General features: G+C 66.9%; 15 protein-coding genes. 11 read left to right on the forward strand and 4 right to left on the reverse strand.

What is annotated here, in order from left to right; all coding sequences use genetic code 11:
• Positions 1 to 261 precede the first annotated feature (261 nt).
• The 5 genes from AC13FN_RS17100 (at position 262) to AC13FN_RS17120 (ending at position 5572) form a co-directional block, all read left to right on the forward strand.
• On the forward strand, positions 262 to 1200 hold the full coding sequence (locus tag AC13FN_RS17100) for an IS110 family transposase (protein WP_482995098.1): 939 nt from the start codon (positions 262 to 264) through the stop codon (positions 1198 to 1200).
• A gap of 175 nt (positions 1201 to 1375) precedes the next feature.
• Entirely contained in the window at positions 1376 to 1570 is a 195-nt protein-coding gene (gene hemP, locus AC13FN_RS17105; RefSeq protein WP_005412278.1) for a hemin uptake protein HemP, read from the forward strand.
• A 153-nt stretch (positions 1571 to 1723) separates the two neighbouring features.
• Complete coding sequence (locus AC13FN_RS17110) at positions 1724 to 3967, forward strand: TonB-dependent hemoglobin/transferrin/lactoferrin family receptor (protein WP_392421905.1); 2244 nt, start codon at positions 1724 to 1726, stop codon at positions 3965 to 3967.
• Between the two features lie 4 nt (positions 3968 to 3971).
• On the forward strand, positions 3972 to 4571 hold the full coding sequence (locus AC13FN_RS17115; RefSeq protein WP_043398020.1) for a ChuX/HutX family heme-like substrate-binding protein: 600 nt from the start codon (positions 3972 to 3974) through the stop codon (positions 4569 to 4571).
• 74 nt (positions 4572 to 4645) lie between these two features.
• A complete protein-coding gene (locus AC13FN_RS17120; protein ID WP_054171036.1) occupies positions 4646 to 5572 on the forward strand; it encodes a DUF6607 family protein in 927 nt (308 codons plus the stop codon).
• Between the two features lie 28 nt (positions 5573 to 5600).
• Here AC13FN_RS17120 and AC13FN_RS17125 read toward each other — a convergent pair whose 3' ends face one another.
• The 3 genes from AC13FN_RS17125 to AC13FN_RS17135 form a co-directional block, all read right to left on the reverse strand.
• Entirely contained in the window at positions 5601 to 6086 is a 486-nt protein-coding gene (locus AC13FN_RS17125) for a hypothetical protein (protein WP_482985109.1), read from the reverse strand.
• Between the two features lie 113 nt (positions 6087 to 6199).
• Positions 6200 to 8713 (reverse strand): ABC transporter permease, encoded by a 2514-nt coding sequence (locus AC13FN_RS17130; RefSeq protein ID WP_482985110.1) that lies wholly within the window; start codon positions 8711 to 8713, stop codon positions 6200 to 6202.
• Positions 8710 to 9357, reverse strand: coding sequence for an ABC transporter ATP-binding protein (locus AC13FN_RS17135; protein WP_482985125.1), 648 nt, complete (start codon positions 9355 to 9357; stop codon positions 8710 to 8712). The genes AC13FN_RS17130 and AC13FN_RS17135 overlap by 4 nt, the downstream gene beginning before the upstream one ends.
• Positions 9358 to 9432: 75 nt before the next feature.
• Between AC13FN_RS17135 and AC13FN_RS17140 the strand changes: the two genes are divergently transcribed.
• From AC13FN_RS17140 to AC13FN_RS17150, 3 genes are all read left to right on the forward strand, one after another.
• Positions 9433 to 10077 (forward strand): arylesterase, encoded by a 645-nt coding sequence (locus tag AC13FN_RS17140; protein ID WP_049435584.1) that lies wholly within the window; start codon positions 9433 to 9435, stop codon positions 10075 to 10077.
• Positions 10078 to 10164: 87 nt separating this feature from the next.
• Positions 10165 to 10878 carry a response regulator transcription factor gene (locus AC13FN_RS17145; protein WP_002811889.1) on the forward strand — a complete coding sequence of 238 codons (714 nt, stop codon included), beginning with the start codon at positions 10165 to 10167 and terminating at the stop codon, positions 10876 to 10878.
• Positions 10879 to 11030: 152 nt separating this feature from the next.
• Positions 11031 to 12302, forward strand: a complete 1272-nt coding sequence (locus tag AC13FN_RS17150) for a sensor histidine kinase (RefSeq protein ID WP_099560050.1) — start codon at positions 11031 to 11033, stop codon at positions 12300 to 12302.
• Between the two features lie 192 nt (positions 12303 to 12494).
• Here AC13FN_RS17150 and AC13FN_RS17155 read toward each other — a convergent pair whose 3' ends face one another.
• Entirely contained in the window at positions 12495 to 13196 is a 702-nt protein-coding gene (locus tag AC13FN_RS17155) for an SGNH/GDSL hydrolase family protein (protein ID WP_049435582.1), read from the reverse strand.
• A gap of 213 nt (positions 13197 to 13409) precedes the next feature.
• On the opposite strand from AC13FN_RS17155, the gene AC13FN_RS17160 reads away from it, so the two are divergent.
• The 3 genes from AC13FN_RS17160 (at position 13410) to AC13FN_RS17170 (ending at position 16013) form a co-directional block, all read left to right on the forward strand.
• On the forward strand, positions 13410 to 13805 hold the full coding sequence (locus AC13FN_RS17160) for a diacylglycerol kinase (protein WP_049435654.1): 396 nt from the start codon (positions 13410 to 13412) through the stop codon (positions 13803 to 13805).
• 33 nt (positions 13806 to 13838) lie between these two features.
• Positions 13839 to 14588 carry a TerC family protein gene (locus AC13FN_RS17165; protein WP_049435581.1) on the forward strand — a complete coding sequence of 250 codons (750 nt, stop codon included), beginning with the start codon at positions 13839 to 13841 and terminating at the stop codon, positions 14586 to 14588.
• A 264-nt stretch (positions 14589 to 14852) separates the two neighbouring features.
• Positions 14853 to 16013 (forward strand): MFS transporter, encoded by a 1161-nt coding sequence (locus AC13FN_RS17170; RefSeq protein ID WP_482985111.1) that lies wholly within the window; start codon positions 14853 to 14855, stop codon positions 16011 to 16013.
• The last annotated feature ends 198 nt before the right edge of the window (positions 16014 to 16211 follow it).

A 16211-nucleotide genomic window follows, 5' to 3' on the forward strand; every position in this document is an offset into this window, starting at 1 on the left:
GTCGAGCATGGCTTGTATGTTCCTCCCGGCTCCTACGCTGTATGTAGGAGCCAGGGTGGAGGGACCGTCAAGCATGCATCTGCGGATACCAGCCGACAGACGAGTCGAGCGATCCCCATCCCGCACACGAACGTCGATAAAGGATCGTACGGCCCCCAAAGGGGATCGTCGATGTAGGCAAGCTAACGTCGGTGCGGTACCACCCCAGCCCTTTAAAGATAGCTGGGAGCCGTACAAATGTCTGATTCTCTCGATATTGGCGTGGACGTGGACTCCAAGGAGTTCGTGCCGGCGGTGGCCGACCGCAAGGCCGGTGACAGGGTCGCCAACACCCGGGCCGGGATAGCCAAGTGGCTCAAAACCTTGCCCCAGCGATGCCGGATTGGCATGGAAGCGACGGGACGGTACTACGAGTTGTTGGCTCGGATGGCTGGCCAGGCGGGCCACGTTGTCTATGTAATCGATCCACGGCTGATCAAGAACTACGCTCGGGCGACGGGCTCGCGCGGCAAGACAGATGCCATGGATGCCCAAGCGATCGCCCGCTATGTGAAGAAGGAGAGCGACCGCCTGCGTGAATACGTACCGCGTACTGACGAGCAGCAGCAGATGCACGATTTGCTGCGCAAGCGGCGAGCGCTGGTGGAGACGCGCGCGCGCTTGGAGCAATCCTTCGGGGTAAGCAAAAGTGACCCTGGGGAGCTGTCTGATCTGTTCTGCGCTCTGGCTGGGACGCTGTCCGAGCTGGAAAGCGAACTGCAGCGCTTGGGCCGCGATGGAGAGCATGGCGCGCTCTACAAGCGCCTGCTGACCATCCCGGGTATCGGCCCTGCCGTCGCGTCCCACCTGATTTACTACATGACGCGCTGGCCGTTGGCCAACGCCAACGCATGGATTGCCTGCACCGGCCTGGATCCCCGGCCCAACGAGTCTGGCGGCAGAACTGGACGACGTCGGCTGTCCAAACAGGGCGCACCGATGCTGCGCCAGATGCTCTACATGGCTGCAATGGGGCTCAAGCGGTGTCGCCGGGGGCAACCGCTCTACGACGAGCTGTCAAAACGCGGTCACCCCAGCACCGCCGTCTTCAACATTCTGGCAAGGAAGCTGGCCAGGATCGCCTGGGGCGTGTTCAAAAGCGGCCGAGACTTCGATCCGGCCATGCTGAAGGTCGGTCAAGCCTGCTTCCAGCAGGCTTGACCACGAACATAGGATCTCGACTCTACAAAGGGGTCGCACCAATCTTTTGATTGATGATGTCTATCGAATTTCCGGATTCGATCATTAATCTCATCAATGAAATTGAGAATGGTTGTTGATTGTCAACTGAGAATCATTATCATTTAACTCGTCCCTCGCACGAGTCCAGATGCTCATGAATGCTCAACCTGTACTGCTGCGCCCCGAAACGCTGACCCTCCGCGATCGACCGGTCCGCGTCGTTCCGCCGGAAGAGGTCATCGACAGCGAAGCCCTGCTCAAGGGCCGTCGTGAAATCCTGATCCAGCACGGCGACCGCTTCTATCGCCTGCGGCACACCAGCAACGACAAGCTGATCCTGACCAAGTAATCGCGGCCTGGTCGCCCGCCTCCCTCCCTCCTGCCGGCAGCGCCGACAGGGTGGGCGACCCGTCCGCTCCTGCTCTCTCCCCCTCGGTCTACCGCGTGCACCTTCCGGGTGTGCCGGTAACCGGGGGTTCCCCTGCCTGACCGACCGAACCCGATGACCCGCCATACCGCCCTTTGCCTTGCTGTCTGGATGGCGCTGCCGCTGTCCGCCCACGCTGCTGCCACTGCCGCGCCCGATGCGCGCGAATTCGATCGGGTGCAGGTCACCGCCACCCGCACCGAGCGGGCCGTGAGCGACGTGGCGGCCACCGTGGACGTCATCGACCGTGAGCAGATGGACCGGCATCTGGTGCAGGACATCAAGGATCTGGTGCGCTACGAACCGGGCCTGTCGGTCACCCGCAGCGCGACCCGCTTCGGCCTGGATGGTTTCCGCATCCGTGGCCTGGACGGCAACCGCGTGCGCATCCAGACCGACGGCATCGTCATGCCGACCCGGTTCGACATCGGTTCGTTCGCCAGTTCCAACCGCAACTTCACCGACCTCGATACGCTCAAGCGGGTCGAGATCGTGCGTGGCCCGGCCAGCTCGCTGTACGGCTCCGATGCACTGGGCGGCGTGGTCGCGTTCGTGACCAAGGACCCGGCCGACTACCTCAAGGACGGCAAGAACAGCTACTTCGGCCTGAAGTTCGGCTACGACGGTGAGTGGAAGGGCCTGCTTGGCGGTGCCACGGCGGCCTTTGGTGGTGACCATTGGAGCGGCCTGGTCAACGTCAACCACCACCAGGGCCAGGAAACCGACAACAAGGGCACGGTGCGCAGCGACAACGACACCCGCACCGCGTCCAATCCGCAGGATCGCGACGGCCGCAGCCTGCTCAGCAAGCTGGTCTATGCACCGAGCGAGGACCAGCGCTTCCGCCTGACCGTGGAAGGCAACGAAGACACCACCGATACCAATGTGCTGTCGGCGATTGCCAGTGTTGCGCCGCGTCCCGGCGCGACGGCTGCGGCCACTGGCATGAAGTCCCACGACACCCAGAAGCGCAATCGAGTGTCCTTCGCCCACGAAATGGATGCGCTGGACCAGCCGTTCGCCGACAGCCTGCACTGGCAGGTGTACGCGCAGAACAGCGAAACCCGGCAGCAGACCGACGAAACGCGCACCGACGGCACCCGCCGCCACCGCGTGTTCTCCTTCGACCAGCATGCCTATGGCCTGCAGGCGCAGTTCAACAAGGCGTTCACCACCGGCAGCGTCGAGCACGCAGTGACCTACGGTTTCGAAGGCACCCGTACCGAGATCCGCCAGAAGCGCGACGGCTACCAGGTCAGCAAGGCGGGCGTGGTCAGCAACACGGTGCTGCCGGACACCTTCCCGGTGCGTGACTTCCCGATCAGCAAGACCACCGAGCTGGGCCTGTATGCACAGGATGAGATGCGCCTGGCCGACGGCAAGCTGTCGCTGGTGCCGGGCGTGCGCGTGGACCGCTACGAGCTGAAGCCGGAAGTGGACAGCATCTTCGCCGAAGACAACCCGACCACGGCCGTGGCGCAGTTGAAGAAGACCAGCGTGTCGCCGAAGCTGGGCATGGTCTGGCGCTTCACCGACCAGTGGTCGTTGTTCGCCGGTTATGCGCGTGGCTTCCGATCGCCGCCGTACAACGACGTCAACATCGGCCTGACCAATGTCGCCTTCCGCTATACCGCCATCGCCAATCCGGACCTGAAGCCCGAAACCAGCGACGGCTACGAACTGGGCCTGCGCTTCATCGCGCCGGCGGCGTACGTCAGCGTCAGCGGCTACTACAACGACTACAAGGATTTCATCCAGTCCAACGTCGATACCGGCCGCAACGCACAGGGTTTGACCGTGTTCCAGTCGCAGAACATCGCCGAAGCACGCATCTATGGCGCGGAAATGAAGGCCGGCATCGAGTTCGGCGAGCTCAGCCCGGCGCTGAAGGGCTGGGCGCTGCGCAGTGCGTTGGCATGGTCGCGTGGTGACAACCGGACCGATGACGAGCCGCTGGCCTCGGTCGATCCGCTTCGCGGCACGCTGGGCCTGATGTACGACACCGATACCTGGGGCGTCGAACTGGCCGGCACCTTCGTACAGCGCAAGAAGCGCCTGCCGCCGCCTGCTGCGCAGACCAATCCGAACGCACCGGCACCCTTCGTCTACCAGCCGGCCGGCTATGGCGTGCTCGACCTGATGGCGCACTGGAACTTCGCACCGGGTGCAACCTTCAATGTCGGCGTGTTCAACCTGGCCGACAAGCGCTACATCGAATGGTCGTCGATCACCCCGAGCCTGATCACCAATCGCGCACTGAGCGATCGTTTCAGCAGCCCGGGCCGCACCTTCTCCGCCAGCCTTGCCGTTTCCTGGTGACCTCATGAGCCGAGCACTGTCCGCACGCAGGAATGACTCCATCGCCGCGCCGCACAGCGCGGCCTGGCCGACCCCGGCACAGCTGGCCACGCTCGGCACCGTGTTGTGCCTGTACCACGCCGACGGCAACGAGCTGGGTGGCTGGCGCCAGGCCGTACGCGTGCACGCCTGCCAGGGCGTGGACAGTGAAGGCCTGCGCGAGAGCCTGTGTTTCCTCGATGGCCGCGGCCGCTGCGTGTGGCGTTTGTACCTGCTGCCCGACAGCGACTTCCTGGCCTGGGACCGCCTGGTCGCGGCGCTGCCGCCGGGACCGGAACACGACAGCGATGGCAGCGTCGGCGAACGACTGTGGCGGCGCCTGGCCGGCCATCTCGGTGGCCAGCGCTGGCGCCTGTGCGCGCTGCGCCTGCATGCCGCCGACGACGGGCGCACCCTGGCGGCCAGCCTGTCGACCCTGTCCTCGCTGGGCGCGGCCACCGCGCGCCGCATCGCACGCCTGGAAAACGCTGAAGGCGAACTGGCAATCGACGACTGTTGTTGTGCCGACGCCGCCCGGCGCCAAGCGCCACGGATTCCCGGCGACCTGCCGCTGATCCGCCTGTGACCCATCTCCTGATGGAACGCCCGTTGGCCACGGATGGCCGCTCAATGAATCTGCAACCCCGAAGGAAGACCCCGATGAAGCTCCAGACAGCCAGCGCCATGCTGCTGCTCGCCGCCAGCGGCGTGGCCAGCGCGCAGCCCTCCGATATCGCCCGCGACCACGACAGCATCCTTGCCATGCAGGGTGAGTACACCGTGGACTTCGCGTTCGACGAGACCGTGCTGCTGAAGCCGGGCTACGAGCGTGCACCGGCGATGCGCAGCGGTGGCAGCGAAGTGGTCATCGTGGTCGAGGACACGCCGAAGCGCATCGTGCTGCAGCACCTGCTGCTGGACGAGAAGAGCGGCCACATCACCAAGCACTGGCGCCAGGACTGGGTGTATGAAGCACCGAACCGTTTCGAGTTCAGTGCAGACCAGACCTGGAAGGTGCGCAGCATTCCGGCGGCGGTGAACCAGGGAGCCTGGACCCAGTGCGTGTACGAAGTGAGCGACGCGCCACGCTACTGCGGCACCGGCACCTGGAGCTACACCAACAACGTGCCGAGCTGGACCAGCGACCTGAGCTGGCGCCCGCTGCCGCGCCGTGAGTACACCAAGCGCAGCGACTACAACGCGCTGGCCGTGATCAACCGCCACACGCTGACCCCGAACGGCTGGACCCACGAACAGTTCAACACCAAGGTGCAGCGCAACGCCGACGGCAGCCAGGTGGAGATCGCACGCGAGTTCGGCTTCAACGACTACGTGAAGACCACCGAGGTCGACTTCACCCCGGCGCGCGACTACTGGAAGGCTACTGCCGGTTACTGGGCCAAGGTGCGCCAGCGCTGGGACGGTTTCCTGACCCAGGCCCCGGGCGTGCACCTGAAGACCAGGATCGACGGCATGGCGATGATCATTCCGCTGTTCACCCAGGCCGAAGAAATCCAGTCCGGCAAGAAGGTGAAGGACAAGCAGATCGACGAAGTGTTCGCCAAGTACGTGGAAAAAGCCCAGTAGATCCACGCCATGCGTGGATGCCCTGCACTCAGGACGCCGGCCCACTCAAGGTGGTCAGGTCCAGCCCGGCGTCCTGGAAAGCACGCAGGGTGGCCTGCAGGCTCGCCTCGTCATCGCGGGTACGGACGCCCATGACAGCTTCGTGGCAACGCACCCGATCCGTGCTGCAGGCGCTCCGGTCCGGCAGCAGCAGCGCGGTCTGCGCCACCAGGATCGCCATGTGCGCCACTTCCTTCCTTGGCTTCGGTTGGCCCTGGTAGAACCGATTGAATTCCGCACGCAGGTCGGCCACCACGTCGGCATCGCTGCGCGTGCGTGACACGCCGGCCGGAACCAGATAGGTCTGATGGCCTTCGTGGAAGGCGCGCACCTCGTCGGCCAGCACTGTTTCCAGCACGAAGGTCTGAACCGCGTCAGGAACATAGCCATCCGCCGCGCGGGCGCCTGCGGGCAGCACCGCGGCGAGCAGCGGGGAACTGGCCAGGAGGGCGCGCAGACAGACGCAGTATTTCATCTTCGTTCCTTGAACATCGGGAGCGCGGGAGCAACGTTCCGCGTTTCCGGACGATCTGATCGGGTGGGGCGCGCAGCATACCGCCCGTCCCACCCGTGTGAGTCACAACCGCGTCAGGCTTCGCGCAGGGCCAGCGCCGGCGAGGTATGCAGGATGCGCCGCGTGCCCCACCAGCCGGCCAGCAGGCTCAATCCGATGCCGGCCACGCCGCCCAGCAGCAGTCCCGGCCAGGGTGGCAGCAACGGCAGCTCGAACACCTTCTGCGAGACCGCCACGCCGATGGCGGCGGCCGCACCCACCGCAAGCAACGCGGCCAGCGTGCCCAGTGCACCAAACTCAACCAGCACCGCACCGCGCAGCTGGCGACGGGTCGCGCCCAGCGTGCGCAGCACCGCGCTGTCGTAGCGGCGCTCGCCGGCCGTGGCCTGCAGCGCGGCCAGCAGCACCAGCACACCTGCCAGCAGGCTGAACACCATCACCAGCTGCACCGCCTGCGCCACCCGCTCCATCACATCGCGCACCTGCGAGATCACCGCATCCACGTCCAGCAGCGACAGGTTCGGTTGCGCACGCACCAGCTCGCCCAGCCCGGCCGCCTTGCCGGCAGGCAGATGGAATGCCGACAGCAGGTTGTGCGGGGTGTCACCCACGGCATTCGGGTTCAACAGCACGAAGAAGTTGGGGCGGAAGGTGTTCCAGTCCGCCTTGCGCACGCTGGTGACGGTGAATTCGCGCTCCTGCTCGCCCACCGCAATGGTGATGCGGTCGCCGGGATACACGCCGTAGCGTTTGGCCCAGCCGATCTCCACCGAGGCTTCCGGTGCGGTGCTGTCGGCCTTCCAGAACGTGCCATTGACCAGCGCATTGGCCGGCGGGAAGCTGCTGCGCCAACTGAAGTTCAGCGGCCGGTTCTCGTCATCGTCGTCGCGCTGGCCGCCCTGCGCCGGTTGCCCGTCCTGACCCGGCTCGCGGTCCACGCGCAGCGGCGGCTTGCCGTTGATGGCGATCAGGCGCCCGGTGGCCATCGGTTCGATGCTGGCGTCGTTGGCACCCAGCCCGCGCAGCGTTGCCAGCACACTGTCGCGCTGTTCGGGCTGGATGTTGATCAGGAAGTAGTTCGGCGTGTCCGCGGGCAGCCGCTCGCGCCACTGCTGCAGCAGGCCGGGGCCGGTCACCGCCAGCAGCAACAGCGCGCACAGCGACAGCGACAGCCCGACCAGCTGCATCACCGCCAGCAGGCGGCGCCGGGTCAGTGCGGCCAGGCCCAGTCGCCAGTTGCCATGCAGGCGATGCTGCAGGCCGCGCAGCAACTGCAGCAGCACGAAGCCGACCACCCCGGCCGCCACCGCCAGCGCGGCCAGACCACCCAGCACCCACAGCGCCAGCTTGAGGTCACCGGTGACCTGCACCGCCAGCAACAGGCTCGCCCCCAGCGCGGCCACATAGGCCAGCAGCGAGGCCGGCGGCAGGGAGGCGAAGGAACGGTTGAGCACGCGCATCGGCGGCACCCCGCGCAGGCGCAGCAGCGGTGGCAGGCCGAAGCCGAACAGCAGCAACAGACCGATGCCGGCACCGGTCAGCGCCGGCATCGCTTCCGGCAGCGGCAGGCGCTGCGGCACCAGGCTGCCCAGCACCTGCACCAGCCCTTCCTGCGCGGCCATGCCCAGGCCGATGCCAAGCGCGCAGGCCGGCACTGCCAGCATCAGCAGCTGCAGTGCCAGGCCGAGCAGTATGTCGCGCTGGCGCGCACCCAGGCAGCGCAGGATCGCCACCTGGTCGATACGGCGCAGGGCAAAACGGTTGGCCGCCAGCGCGGTCGCCACGCCGGCCAGCAGTACTGCCAGCAGCGCGCTCAGGCCGAGGAAGCGGCCGGCCAGATCGAAGGCCTGGCGCACGCCGCGCTGGGTGTCATCCACGCTCAGCAGGCGCAGGCCCTTCACTTGTGGCAGCAGCCACTCACGCAGGGACGCGACCTGCCCGGGCGGTCCTGCAAACATCAGCCGATAGTTGATGCGGCTGCCGGGGCCGAGCAGGCCGGTGCCCTCAACATCGGCGCGGTTGACCAGCAGGGTCGGCGAGAGCGTCAGCAGGTCGCCACCGGTGTCCGGTTCGGCCTCGATGATGCCGGCGATGCGCAGTGTGCCTGCGCCGAATTCGAGGTCATCGCCGGTCTTCAGCCCCAGCCCCTGCAGCAGGCGCGGGTCGGCATAGGCCTGGCCCTTGGGTGGCATGCCGGCCTCGGCGATCAGCGCGCCACCGGGCGTGCTGCGCACCCACAGCGTGCCGCGCAGTGGATAGCCCGCCTGCACCGCCTTGATGCTGGCCATCTGGCTGGCATCACCGTTGAACAGCACGCTGCCGAAGCTGGCGATACGGGTGAAGGCCAGTCCGCGCCGTTGTGCCTCATCGGCGAACGCCTGCGGCGGGTCATCGCGCCCGGCAATGCCGAGGTCACCGCCGAGCATTTCCGCTGCGCTGCCGGTCAGTGCCAGGTTGACCCGGTTCACCAGCGTACCGACTGCGGTCATCACCGCCACGCCCAGTACCAGCGCGGCGAACACGGTCAGCAGGTCGCCGGCCAGGGCCTCGCGACGCAGCGCGCGCCACGCATGCCGCAGCAGGTTCATGCCTGGGCCCCATGTTCAACCGGCAGCAGGCGGCCGTCGTCGATGCGATGGATGTACTGGCAGCGCTGGGCCAGACGCAGGTCATGGGTGACCAGCACCAGGGTGGTGCCGCTGCCGGCGTTCAACTCGAACAGCAGGTCGCTGATGTGCTGGCCGGTGGTGTGGTCCAGCGAGCCGGTCGGTTCGTCGGCAAACAGGATGCGTGGGCGGGTGACGAAGGCACGCGCCAGTGCCACGCGTTGCTGTTCACCGCCGGACAACTGCCGCGGGTAGTGGCGGGCGCGATGGGCCAGGCCCACCTGGGCCAGCACCTCGTCCACCCGCGCGCGGTCCTCGCGTCCGGCCAGCTCCAGTGGCAGCGCGACGTTCTCGGCGGCGGTCAGTGCCGGCAGCAGGTGGAAGCTCTGGAACACGAAACCGACCTCGCGTGCGCGCAGCTGGGCGCGTGCTTCCTCGTCAAGGTTTCCCAGGTCGTGCCCGGCCAGGCTGATGCGGCCGCGGCTGGGCAGGTCCAGCCCGGCCAGCAGGCCGAGCAGGGTGGTCTTGCCGGAACCTGAAGCACCGACGATGGCCACGCTGGTGCCTTCATGGACGGTCAGGGTGATGTTGTCCAGTATGTGGACTTCACCCTCCGGGCCCTGCACGGACTTGCCGACCTGGTCGACGGCGATGGCGACGGGCGCGCTGCGGGGGGACAGGCTGTCGATGAGGAGACTCCAATGCGCAAGACGGGATGGAGCCGGCAAGCCGGCGCGATGATGATGCTGCTGCTAGCGTTCCTGCTGTTGCCGGGGCTGGCCTGTGCCAAAGGTCCGGCCGGTACCGTGCTGGTGCTCGGCGACAGCCTCAGTGCAGCCCACAATATCCCCGCCGACGCCGGCTGGGTCAGCCTGCTGCAGCAGCGGGTCAGGCAGCAGTCGAAAACGCCGGCGCGCATCGTCAACGCCAGTATGAGCGGGGAGACCACCGCCGGCGCGCTGACCCGCCTGCCGGGCCTGCTGGCCAAGGAAAAACCGACCGTGGTGGTGATTGCCCTCGGTGGCAATGACGCGCTGCGTGGGCTGACCCCGGCGCAGGTGCAGGGCAACCTGGAAAAGATGGTGCAGGCCAGCCAGAAGGCCGGTGCCAAGGTGCTGCTGCTGGGCATCGACGTGCCGCCCAATTACGGCCCGGCCTACCGCCAGCGCCTGGCGGCCGCCTACAAGGCGCTGGCCACGCAGTACAAGGTGCCGCTGCTGCCGTTCCTGCTGGAGGGCGTGGCCCTGCAGCCGGGCATGATGCAGGCCGATGGCCTGCACCCGACCGCACAGGCGCAGCCGAAGGTGCTGGACAACGTCTGGCCGCTGCTGCGCCCCCTGCTCTGAACGATTTACTTCCCTCTTGACGGAACTTCACATCGCGTCCACCGTCGATCCGGCATGTTTCACAAAGCTGAAGTTAGAGGGAATCACATGCGTCAGACGAAGGAGACCTCCGGCTTGGTGCTGGTGGTCGAAGACAACCGCAACATCTCCGAGATGATCGGGGAATACCTGGAAGGTCGCGGCTTCGAAGTCGACTATGCACAGGACGGCCTGGATGGCTACCGCCTTGCGGCGGAGAACAGCTATGACGTCGTGGTGCTCGACTTGATGTTGCCGCGCCTGGATGGCATCGAAGTGTGCCGTCGCCTGCGCAACGATGCGCGCAAGTCCACCCCGGTGCTGATGCTCACGGCACGCGACACGCTGGACGACAAGCTCACCGGCCTCGGTTTCGGCGCCGATGACTACCTGACCAAGCCGTTCGCGATCCAGGAGCTGGAAGCCCGCCTGCGCGCGCTGATCCGCCGCGAACGTCGCCAGGTGGGGTCGGAAGTACTGAAGGTCGCCGACCTGGTGCTTGATCCGGTCAGCATGCGTGCCACCCGTGCCGGTACCGAGCTGCAGCTGTCGCCGATCGGCCTGCGCCTGCTGACCATCCTGATGCGCGAATCGCCGCGCGTGGTCACCCGCCAGGAGATCGAACGCGAGATCTGGGGCAACGGCCTGCCGGATTCGGACACCCTGCGCAGCCATCTGTACAACCTGCGCAAGATCATCGACAAGCCGTTCGACCGTCCGCTGCTGCATACCGTGCAGAGTGCCGGCTACCGCATTGCCGACATCGCCCAGCCGATGGCCTGAGCAGGCCCGCGCCGGTGCAGCCGCAGGCCGGGCCGGGATGCGGCCACGGAGGGCGGGGGATGACCGGATGGTGCTGCCACCGGTCATCGCCCATGCATCCGCACGGCGCAGTGCGCTGCCTATAATCGCAGCGCTCTGACCGGGACCCCGCAATGCCGCACGGCCTGCCGCGCAAGATCCGTATCGCTTTCATCCTGCAGGCAGTGCTGGCCAGCCTGGGCATCCTGCTGGGTGCGTGGCTGGTCTCGCTGGTGATCAAGCACAGCCTGGTTGGCGCCGCCCTGCGCGAGGAGGCAGCGTACTTCTGGACGCTGCACGAGGCCTCGCCGGTGCAGCCCCCACCCAACACCCAGAACATCCGTGGCTACCTGCTGGAAAGCGGGCAGTCGGCCCTGTCGTTGCCGGCCAACCTGCGCAACCTGGAGCCCGGCTTCCACGAACTGCCCAAGGACGACCAGCTGGTGCTGGTCGATGTACGCCCGGCCGGCCGCCTTTACCTGGTGTTCCTGCGTTCGCGCGCGGAGATGCTGGCGTTCTGGTTCGGCATCGTGCCGGTGCTGCTGACCCTGCTGGCGGTGTATGGCGCCAGCTGGGTGACCTATCGGGCCTCCAAGCGCCTGGTGTCGCCGGTGAACTGGCTGGCGCGGCGCGTCTCACGCTGGGATCCGGGCCACCCGGAGGCGGCCGACCTGGAACCGAACAAGCTGCCGGCGGACATGCAGGGCGAGACCCGGCAGCTGGCGGCCGCACTGCATTCGCTGGCCAACCGGGTCAGCGCGCATGTGGCGCGCGAGCGCAATTTCACCCGCGACGCCAGCCATGAACTGCGCACACCGCTGACCGTCATCCGCGTCGCCAGCGACATGGCACTGGGCGATGACAGCCTGGAGCCGCGCCTGCGCCGCAGCCTGCAGCGCATCCAGCGTGCAGGCCGTGACATGGAGGCGGTGATCGATGCCTTCCTGATCCTGGCACGCGAGGCCGACGTCGAGCCCCAGGTCGAGCTGTTCGACGTCAACGACATCGTCCGCTATGAAGTGGACAACGCCAACGAACTGCTGGGTACGCGCCCGGTGTCGGTGCACCTGCACAGCGATGGCCCGGTGCAGCTGCATGCGCCGCCGCGGGTGCTGCAGGTGGTGGTCAGCAACCTGGTGCGCAACGCCTGCAGCTACACCGACGAAGGGCGCATCGACGTGCAGGTGCACAACGACCGGGTGGTGGTGCGCGATACCGGTATCGGCATGTCGGCCGACGCGCTGTCGCGGGCCTTCGAGCCGTTCTACCGTGCCGAGCCGAGCCGTCCGCAGGGCACCGGCCTGGGCCTGTCGATCGTGCGCCGGCTGTGCGACCGCTTCGGCTGGAAGGTCAGTCTGGCCAGCGAGCCGGGCCAGGGCACCCAGGCCACGGTGATCTTCCGCTGAGGCGGCACCTGCTGACTCGGTAGATGCCGACCTTGGTCGGCGCTTTCAACAGGATTCACGCGGGTCCCCATGCCAACCAAGGTTGGCATCTACCGCCCCGCCTTCGACAGATTCCCGCGATCCGCAGTAGATCCACGCCATGCGTGGATGGGGTTGCGGTAGCGCCGGGCCATGCCCGGCGTCCGCAGTGCCTCAGTTGCAGTTGACCTTCGGCGCCAGTGCCTTGGTCCAGATGTCATAGCCGGCCGGGGTCATGTGCAGCATGTCCTCGCGGAACAGCGACGCATCCGGCTGGCCATCGGTGCCGAGCATGGGTGTGTAGACGTCGGTGAAACCGGTGTTGGGCAGCTTGGCCAGGGCGGCCTTGATCAGCGCGTTGGCCTCGTTGATCGCCGGCAGCAGATGCGCACGCGATGGGCTCGGCTTGATCGACAGGTACTCGACCCTGGTCTTCGGCAGGTCGCGGTGCACGCGCTGCACGAAGGCAACCACATCGTCGCGCACCTGCACGGCGCTGCGGCCGCTGTTGAGGTCGTTGTCACCGGCGTAGAAGAACACCTTGCACGGCGCATACGGCACTACGATGCGGTCGGCATACCAGGTGCTGTCGCGCACTTCCGAACCACCGAAGCCACGGTTGAACACCGGCTGGCCGGGGAAGTCGGCTGCCAGGCCTTCCCACATGCGGATCGAGGAGCTGCCGATGAATTCGATGCCGCCCCGTGGCGGCGGGTTGGCCTGGTCGGCGCTGGCGAAGCGGGCCATGTCGCCGGCCCAGGCCACGTTGGAGACCTGCTCGGGCACGCGCGGCGGCTTGGTCGGGCTCAGCGCCTGGGCCAGGGGGGCGACGGTCAGCAGGCCCAGCATCAGCAGGCAGGTACGGCGACGGGACATCAGGCGCTCCAGCAGGGAAGGGGACAGCCATCATAGAAGCTGGGGCGGGCCGGGGCTTGCCCCTGGCAGTCCATTCACCGGGCCGGTGCCGGGATGCGGCTGGCGGCCTTGTGGCAAAATGGCGGCCATCTGCCTATCCCTGTGCACCCATGATTCCCTGCCGTGCGTCTGAGCGGTCGCTGCGCCGCGCCCCTGTTGCTGGATGTGCCACCCGTGGCTGATCAGTTCGGCCATCTGCCCCGCGGCCCGCGCCGCATCTTCCAGGCCGCCCGCTGGTCCTGGCAGGGCCTGCGCGCCGCCTGGCTGCATGAGTCCTCGTTCCGGCTGGAGGTCTACCTGCTGATCCTGCTGACCCCGGTCGCGATCTGGCTGGGCCAGACCCCGGTCGAGCGCGCGCTGCTGATCGGCTCGATGCTGCTGGTGCTGGCAATGGAACTGGCCAACTCGGCCATCGAAGCGGTGATCGAACGTTACGGCAGCGAGATCCATGAGCTGGCCGGCCGCGCCAAGGACATGGGCTCGGCGGCGGTGTTCGTGCTGATGATGAACGTGCTTCTGTGCTGGGCGCTGGTCGTGGTCCCGCATGCAATGGCCGGCAATTACGGCTGAAACCCCATTCCCCCACTGCCTTGAAGAGTTTCCATGTCCTTTGAGTTCCTCGCCGACCCCAATGCCTGGGTGACCCTGTTCACGCTCAGCGCGCTGGAAATCGTGCTCGGCATCGACAACCTGGTGTTCATTTCCATCGCGGTCAGCAAGCTGCCGGAAGAGCGGCGTCCGTTCGCACGCAAGCTCGGCATCGCGGTGGCCTGCATCACCCGCATCGGCCTGCTGGTGTCGCTGGCCTACCTGGCGCACATGGCGGCCAACCTGTTCACCGTGGCCGGCATGGGCATCTCCATCCGCGACCTGGTGCTGATCGTCGGTGGCCTGTTCCTGATCATCAAGGGCTGCATGGAGATCAAGGAACTGATCAGCGGTGGCGAGGACGAAGACCCCAGCACCACCAAGGCGTCGGCCGTGTTCGGCTACGTGATCGCCCAGATCGCGGTGATCGACATCGTGTTCTCGCTGGACTCGGTGATCACCGCCGTCGGCATCGCCGACCACATCCCGGTGATGGTGGCCGCCATCCTGCTGTCGGTGCTGGTGATGCTGCTGGCCGCCAACCCGCTGGGCCGCTTCATCGACGCCAACCCGACCGTGAAGATGCTGGCCCTGGCCTTCATCCTGATGATCGGTGCGGTGCTGATCCTGGACGGCCTGGACGTGCACGTGCCCAAGCCCTACATCTACGCCGCGATGGGCTTCTCGGTGCTGGTGGAGTGGCTGAACCTGCTGATGCGCCGCCGCGCCCGCGAACACCACGTGCCGGGTGCCGGCGACTGGTAAGCGCATGACCCCGAACCCCCGGCCAACGCCGGGGGTTCTTCGTTCTGCCTTGTAGAGCCCGAGCCCATGCTCGGCTGACCGGCAGGAAGCAGCCGAGCATGGGCTCGGCTCTACACCGGAACCGCGGTTTTGGCACTCGCAGCGGAATTCCGGCATCCACTTGTGAACCAGGATCAACAGTGTTTTCCCAGGGCGAGGCTTAATCCGGAACAGCAGAGCGCGCAGGCTACGCACTCCCGATTCCCGCCCCCAGGAAACCCTCCCATGAATTCCAGAGCCGCCTTGCTGGCGCTTGCCGTCGGCGCCTTCGCCATCGGAACCACCGAGTTTGCGCCGATGGGCCTGTTGCCAGTCATCGCCGACGGCGTGGGCGTGGGCATTCCCACCGCCGGCATGCTGATCACCGCCTACGCCGTGGGCGTGATGCTGGGGGCCCCGGTGATGACGCTGCTGATGGGACGGTTCGGCAAGCGCACCGCGCTGATGCTGCTGATGTCGATTTTCGTGGTTGGCAACCTGCTCTCGGCACTGGCCCCGAACTACGGCCTGCTGCTGCTGTCGCGTCTGGTCACCAGCCTCAATCACGGTGCCTTCTTCGGCATCGGTGCGGTGGTCGCCGCCAGCCTTGTGCCTAAGGACAAGCAGGCTGCTGCCGTGGCCACCATGTTCATGGGCCTGACCATCGCCAACATTGGCGGCGTGCCGCTGGCCACCTGGGTGGGCCAGCAATTGGGCTGGCGCCTGTCCTTCGCCGGTACGGCGGTGCTGGGCCTGGTCGCGATCACCGCGCTGGGCTTCGCGCTGCCGGCGTCTGCGCCGGGTCCGCGCCCGGACGTGCGCCGCGAACTGAAGGCGATCCTGCAGCCGCAGGTGTTGCTGGCGATGGGCACCACGGTCCTCGGCGCGGGCGCGATGTTCACCCTCTACACCTACGTGGCGCCGGTGCTGACCGAGTTGACCGGTGCCTCCAACGCCTTCATTGCGATGTCGCTGGCCCTGATCGGTATCGGCTTCACCTTCGGCAACGGCATCGGCGGGCGCATGGCTGACTGGTCGCTGGATGGCGCCACCCGCATCCTGTTGGCCGCTTTGGCGGTGCTGATGTTCGTGCTGCCGTTGGCCTTCATGCACCATGCTACTGCGGCGCTGGGCGTGCTGCTGTTCGGCGCGGCAACCTTTGCGATCGTGCCGCCGCTGCAGATCCGGGTGATGCAGGCGGCCAGCGAGGCGCCGGGTCTGGCATCGTCGATCAACGTGGGTGCGTTCAACCTGGGCAATGCCGTGGGTGCGGCGCTGGGCGGTGCGGTGATCAGCTCGGGGCTGGGTTATGCGGCGATTCCGGTGGCTGGTGGCCTGCTGGCGGCATCGGGCCTGCTGCTGGCATGGCTGGGGCGTCCGCGCACTGCGGTGGCTGAGGCTTGCTGAAGGGGGGAGGGTTCCCGGCAGGGCTGCGCCCTGCACCCGCCGAAGCGGTAGTGCCGGCCGCTGGCCGGCACCCTCAACGTCAAAAGCTGGTTTGCTGAGAGCTGGGCGGGGCGGTGTGGGCTTGCAGGACACGCCGTAAACCCATCCCTGGGGGCTCGTAGGCGCCATCCATGGCGCCTGCGGTCCTGCAAGCCCACA

It is taken from the genome of Stenotrophomonas sp. 115C5 (assembly GCF_056861055.1).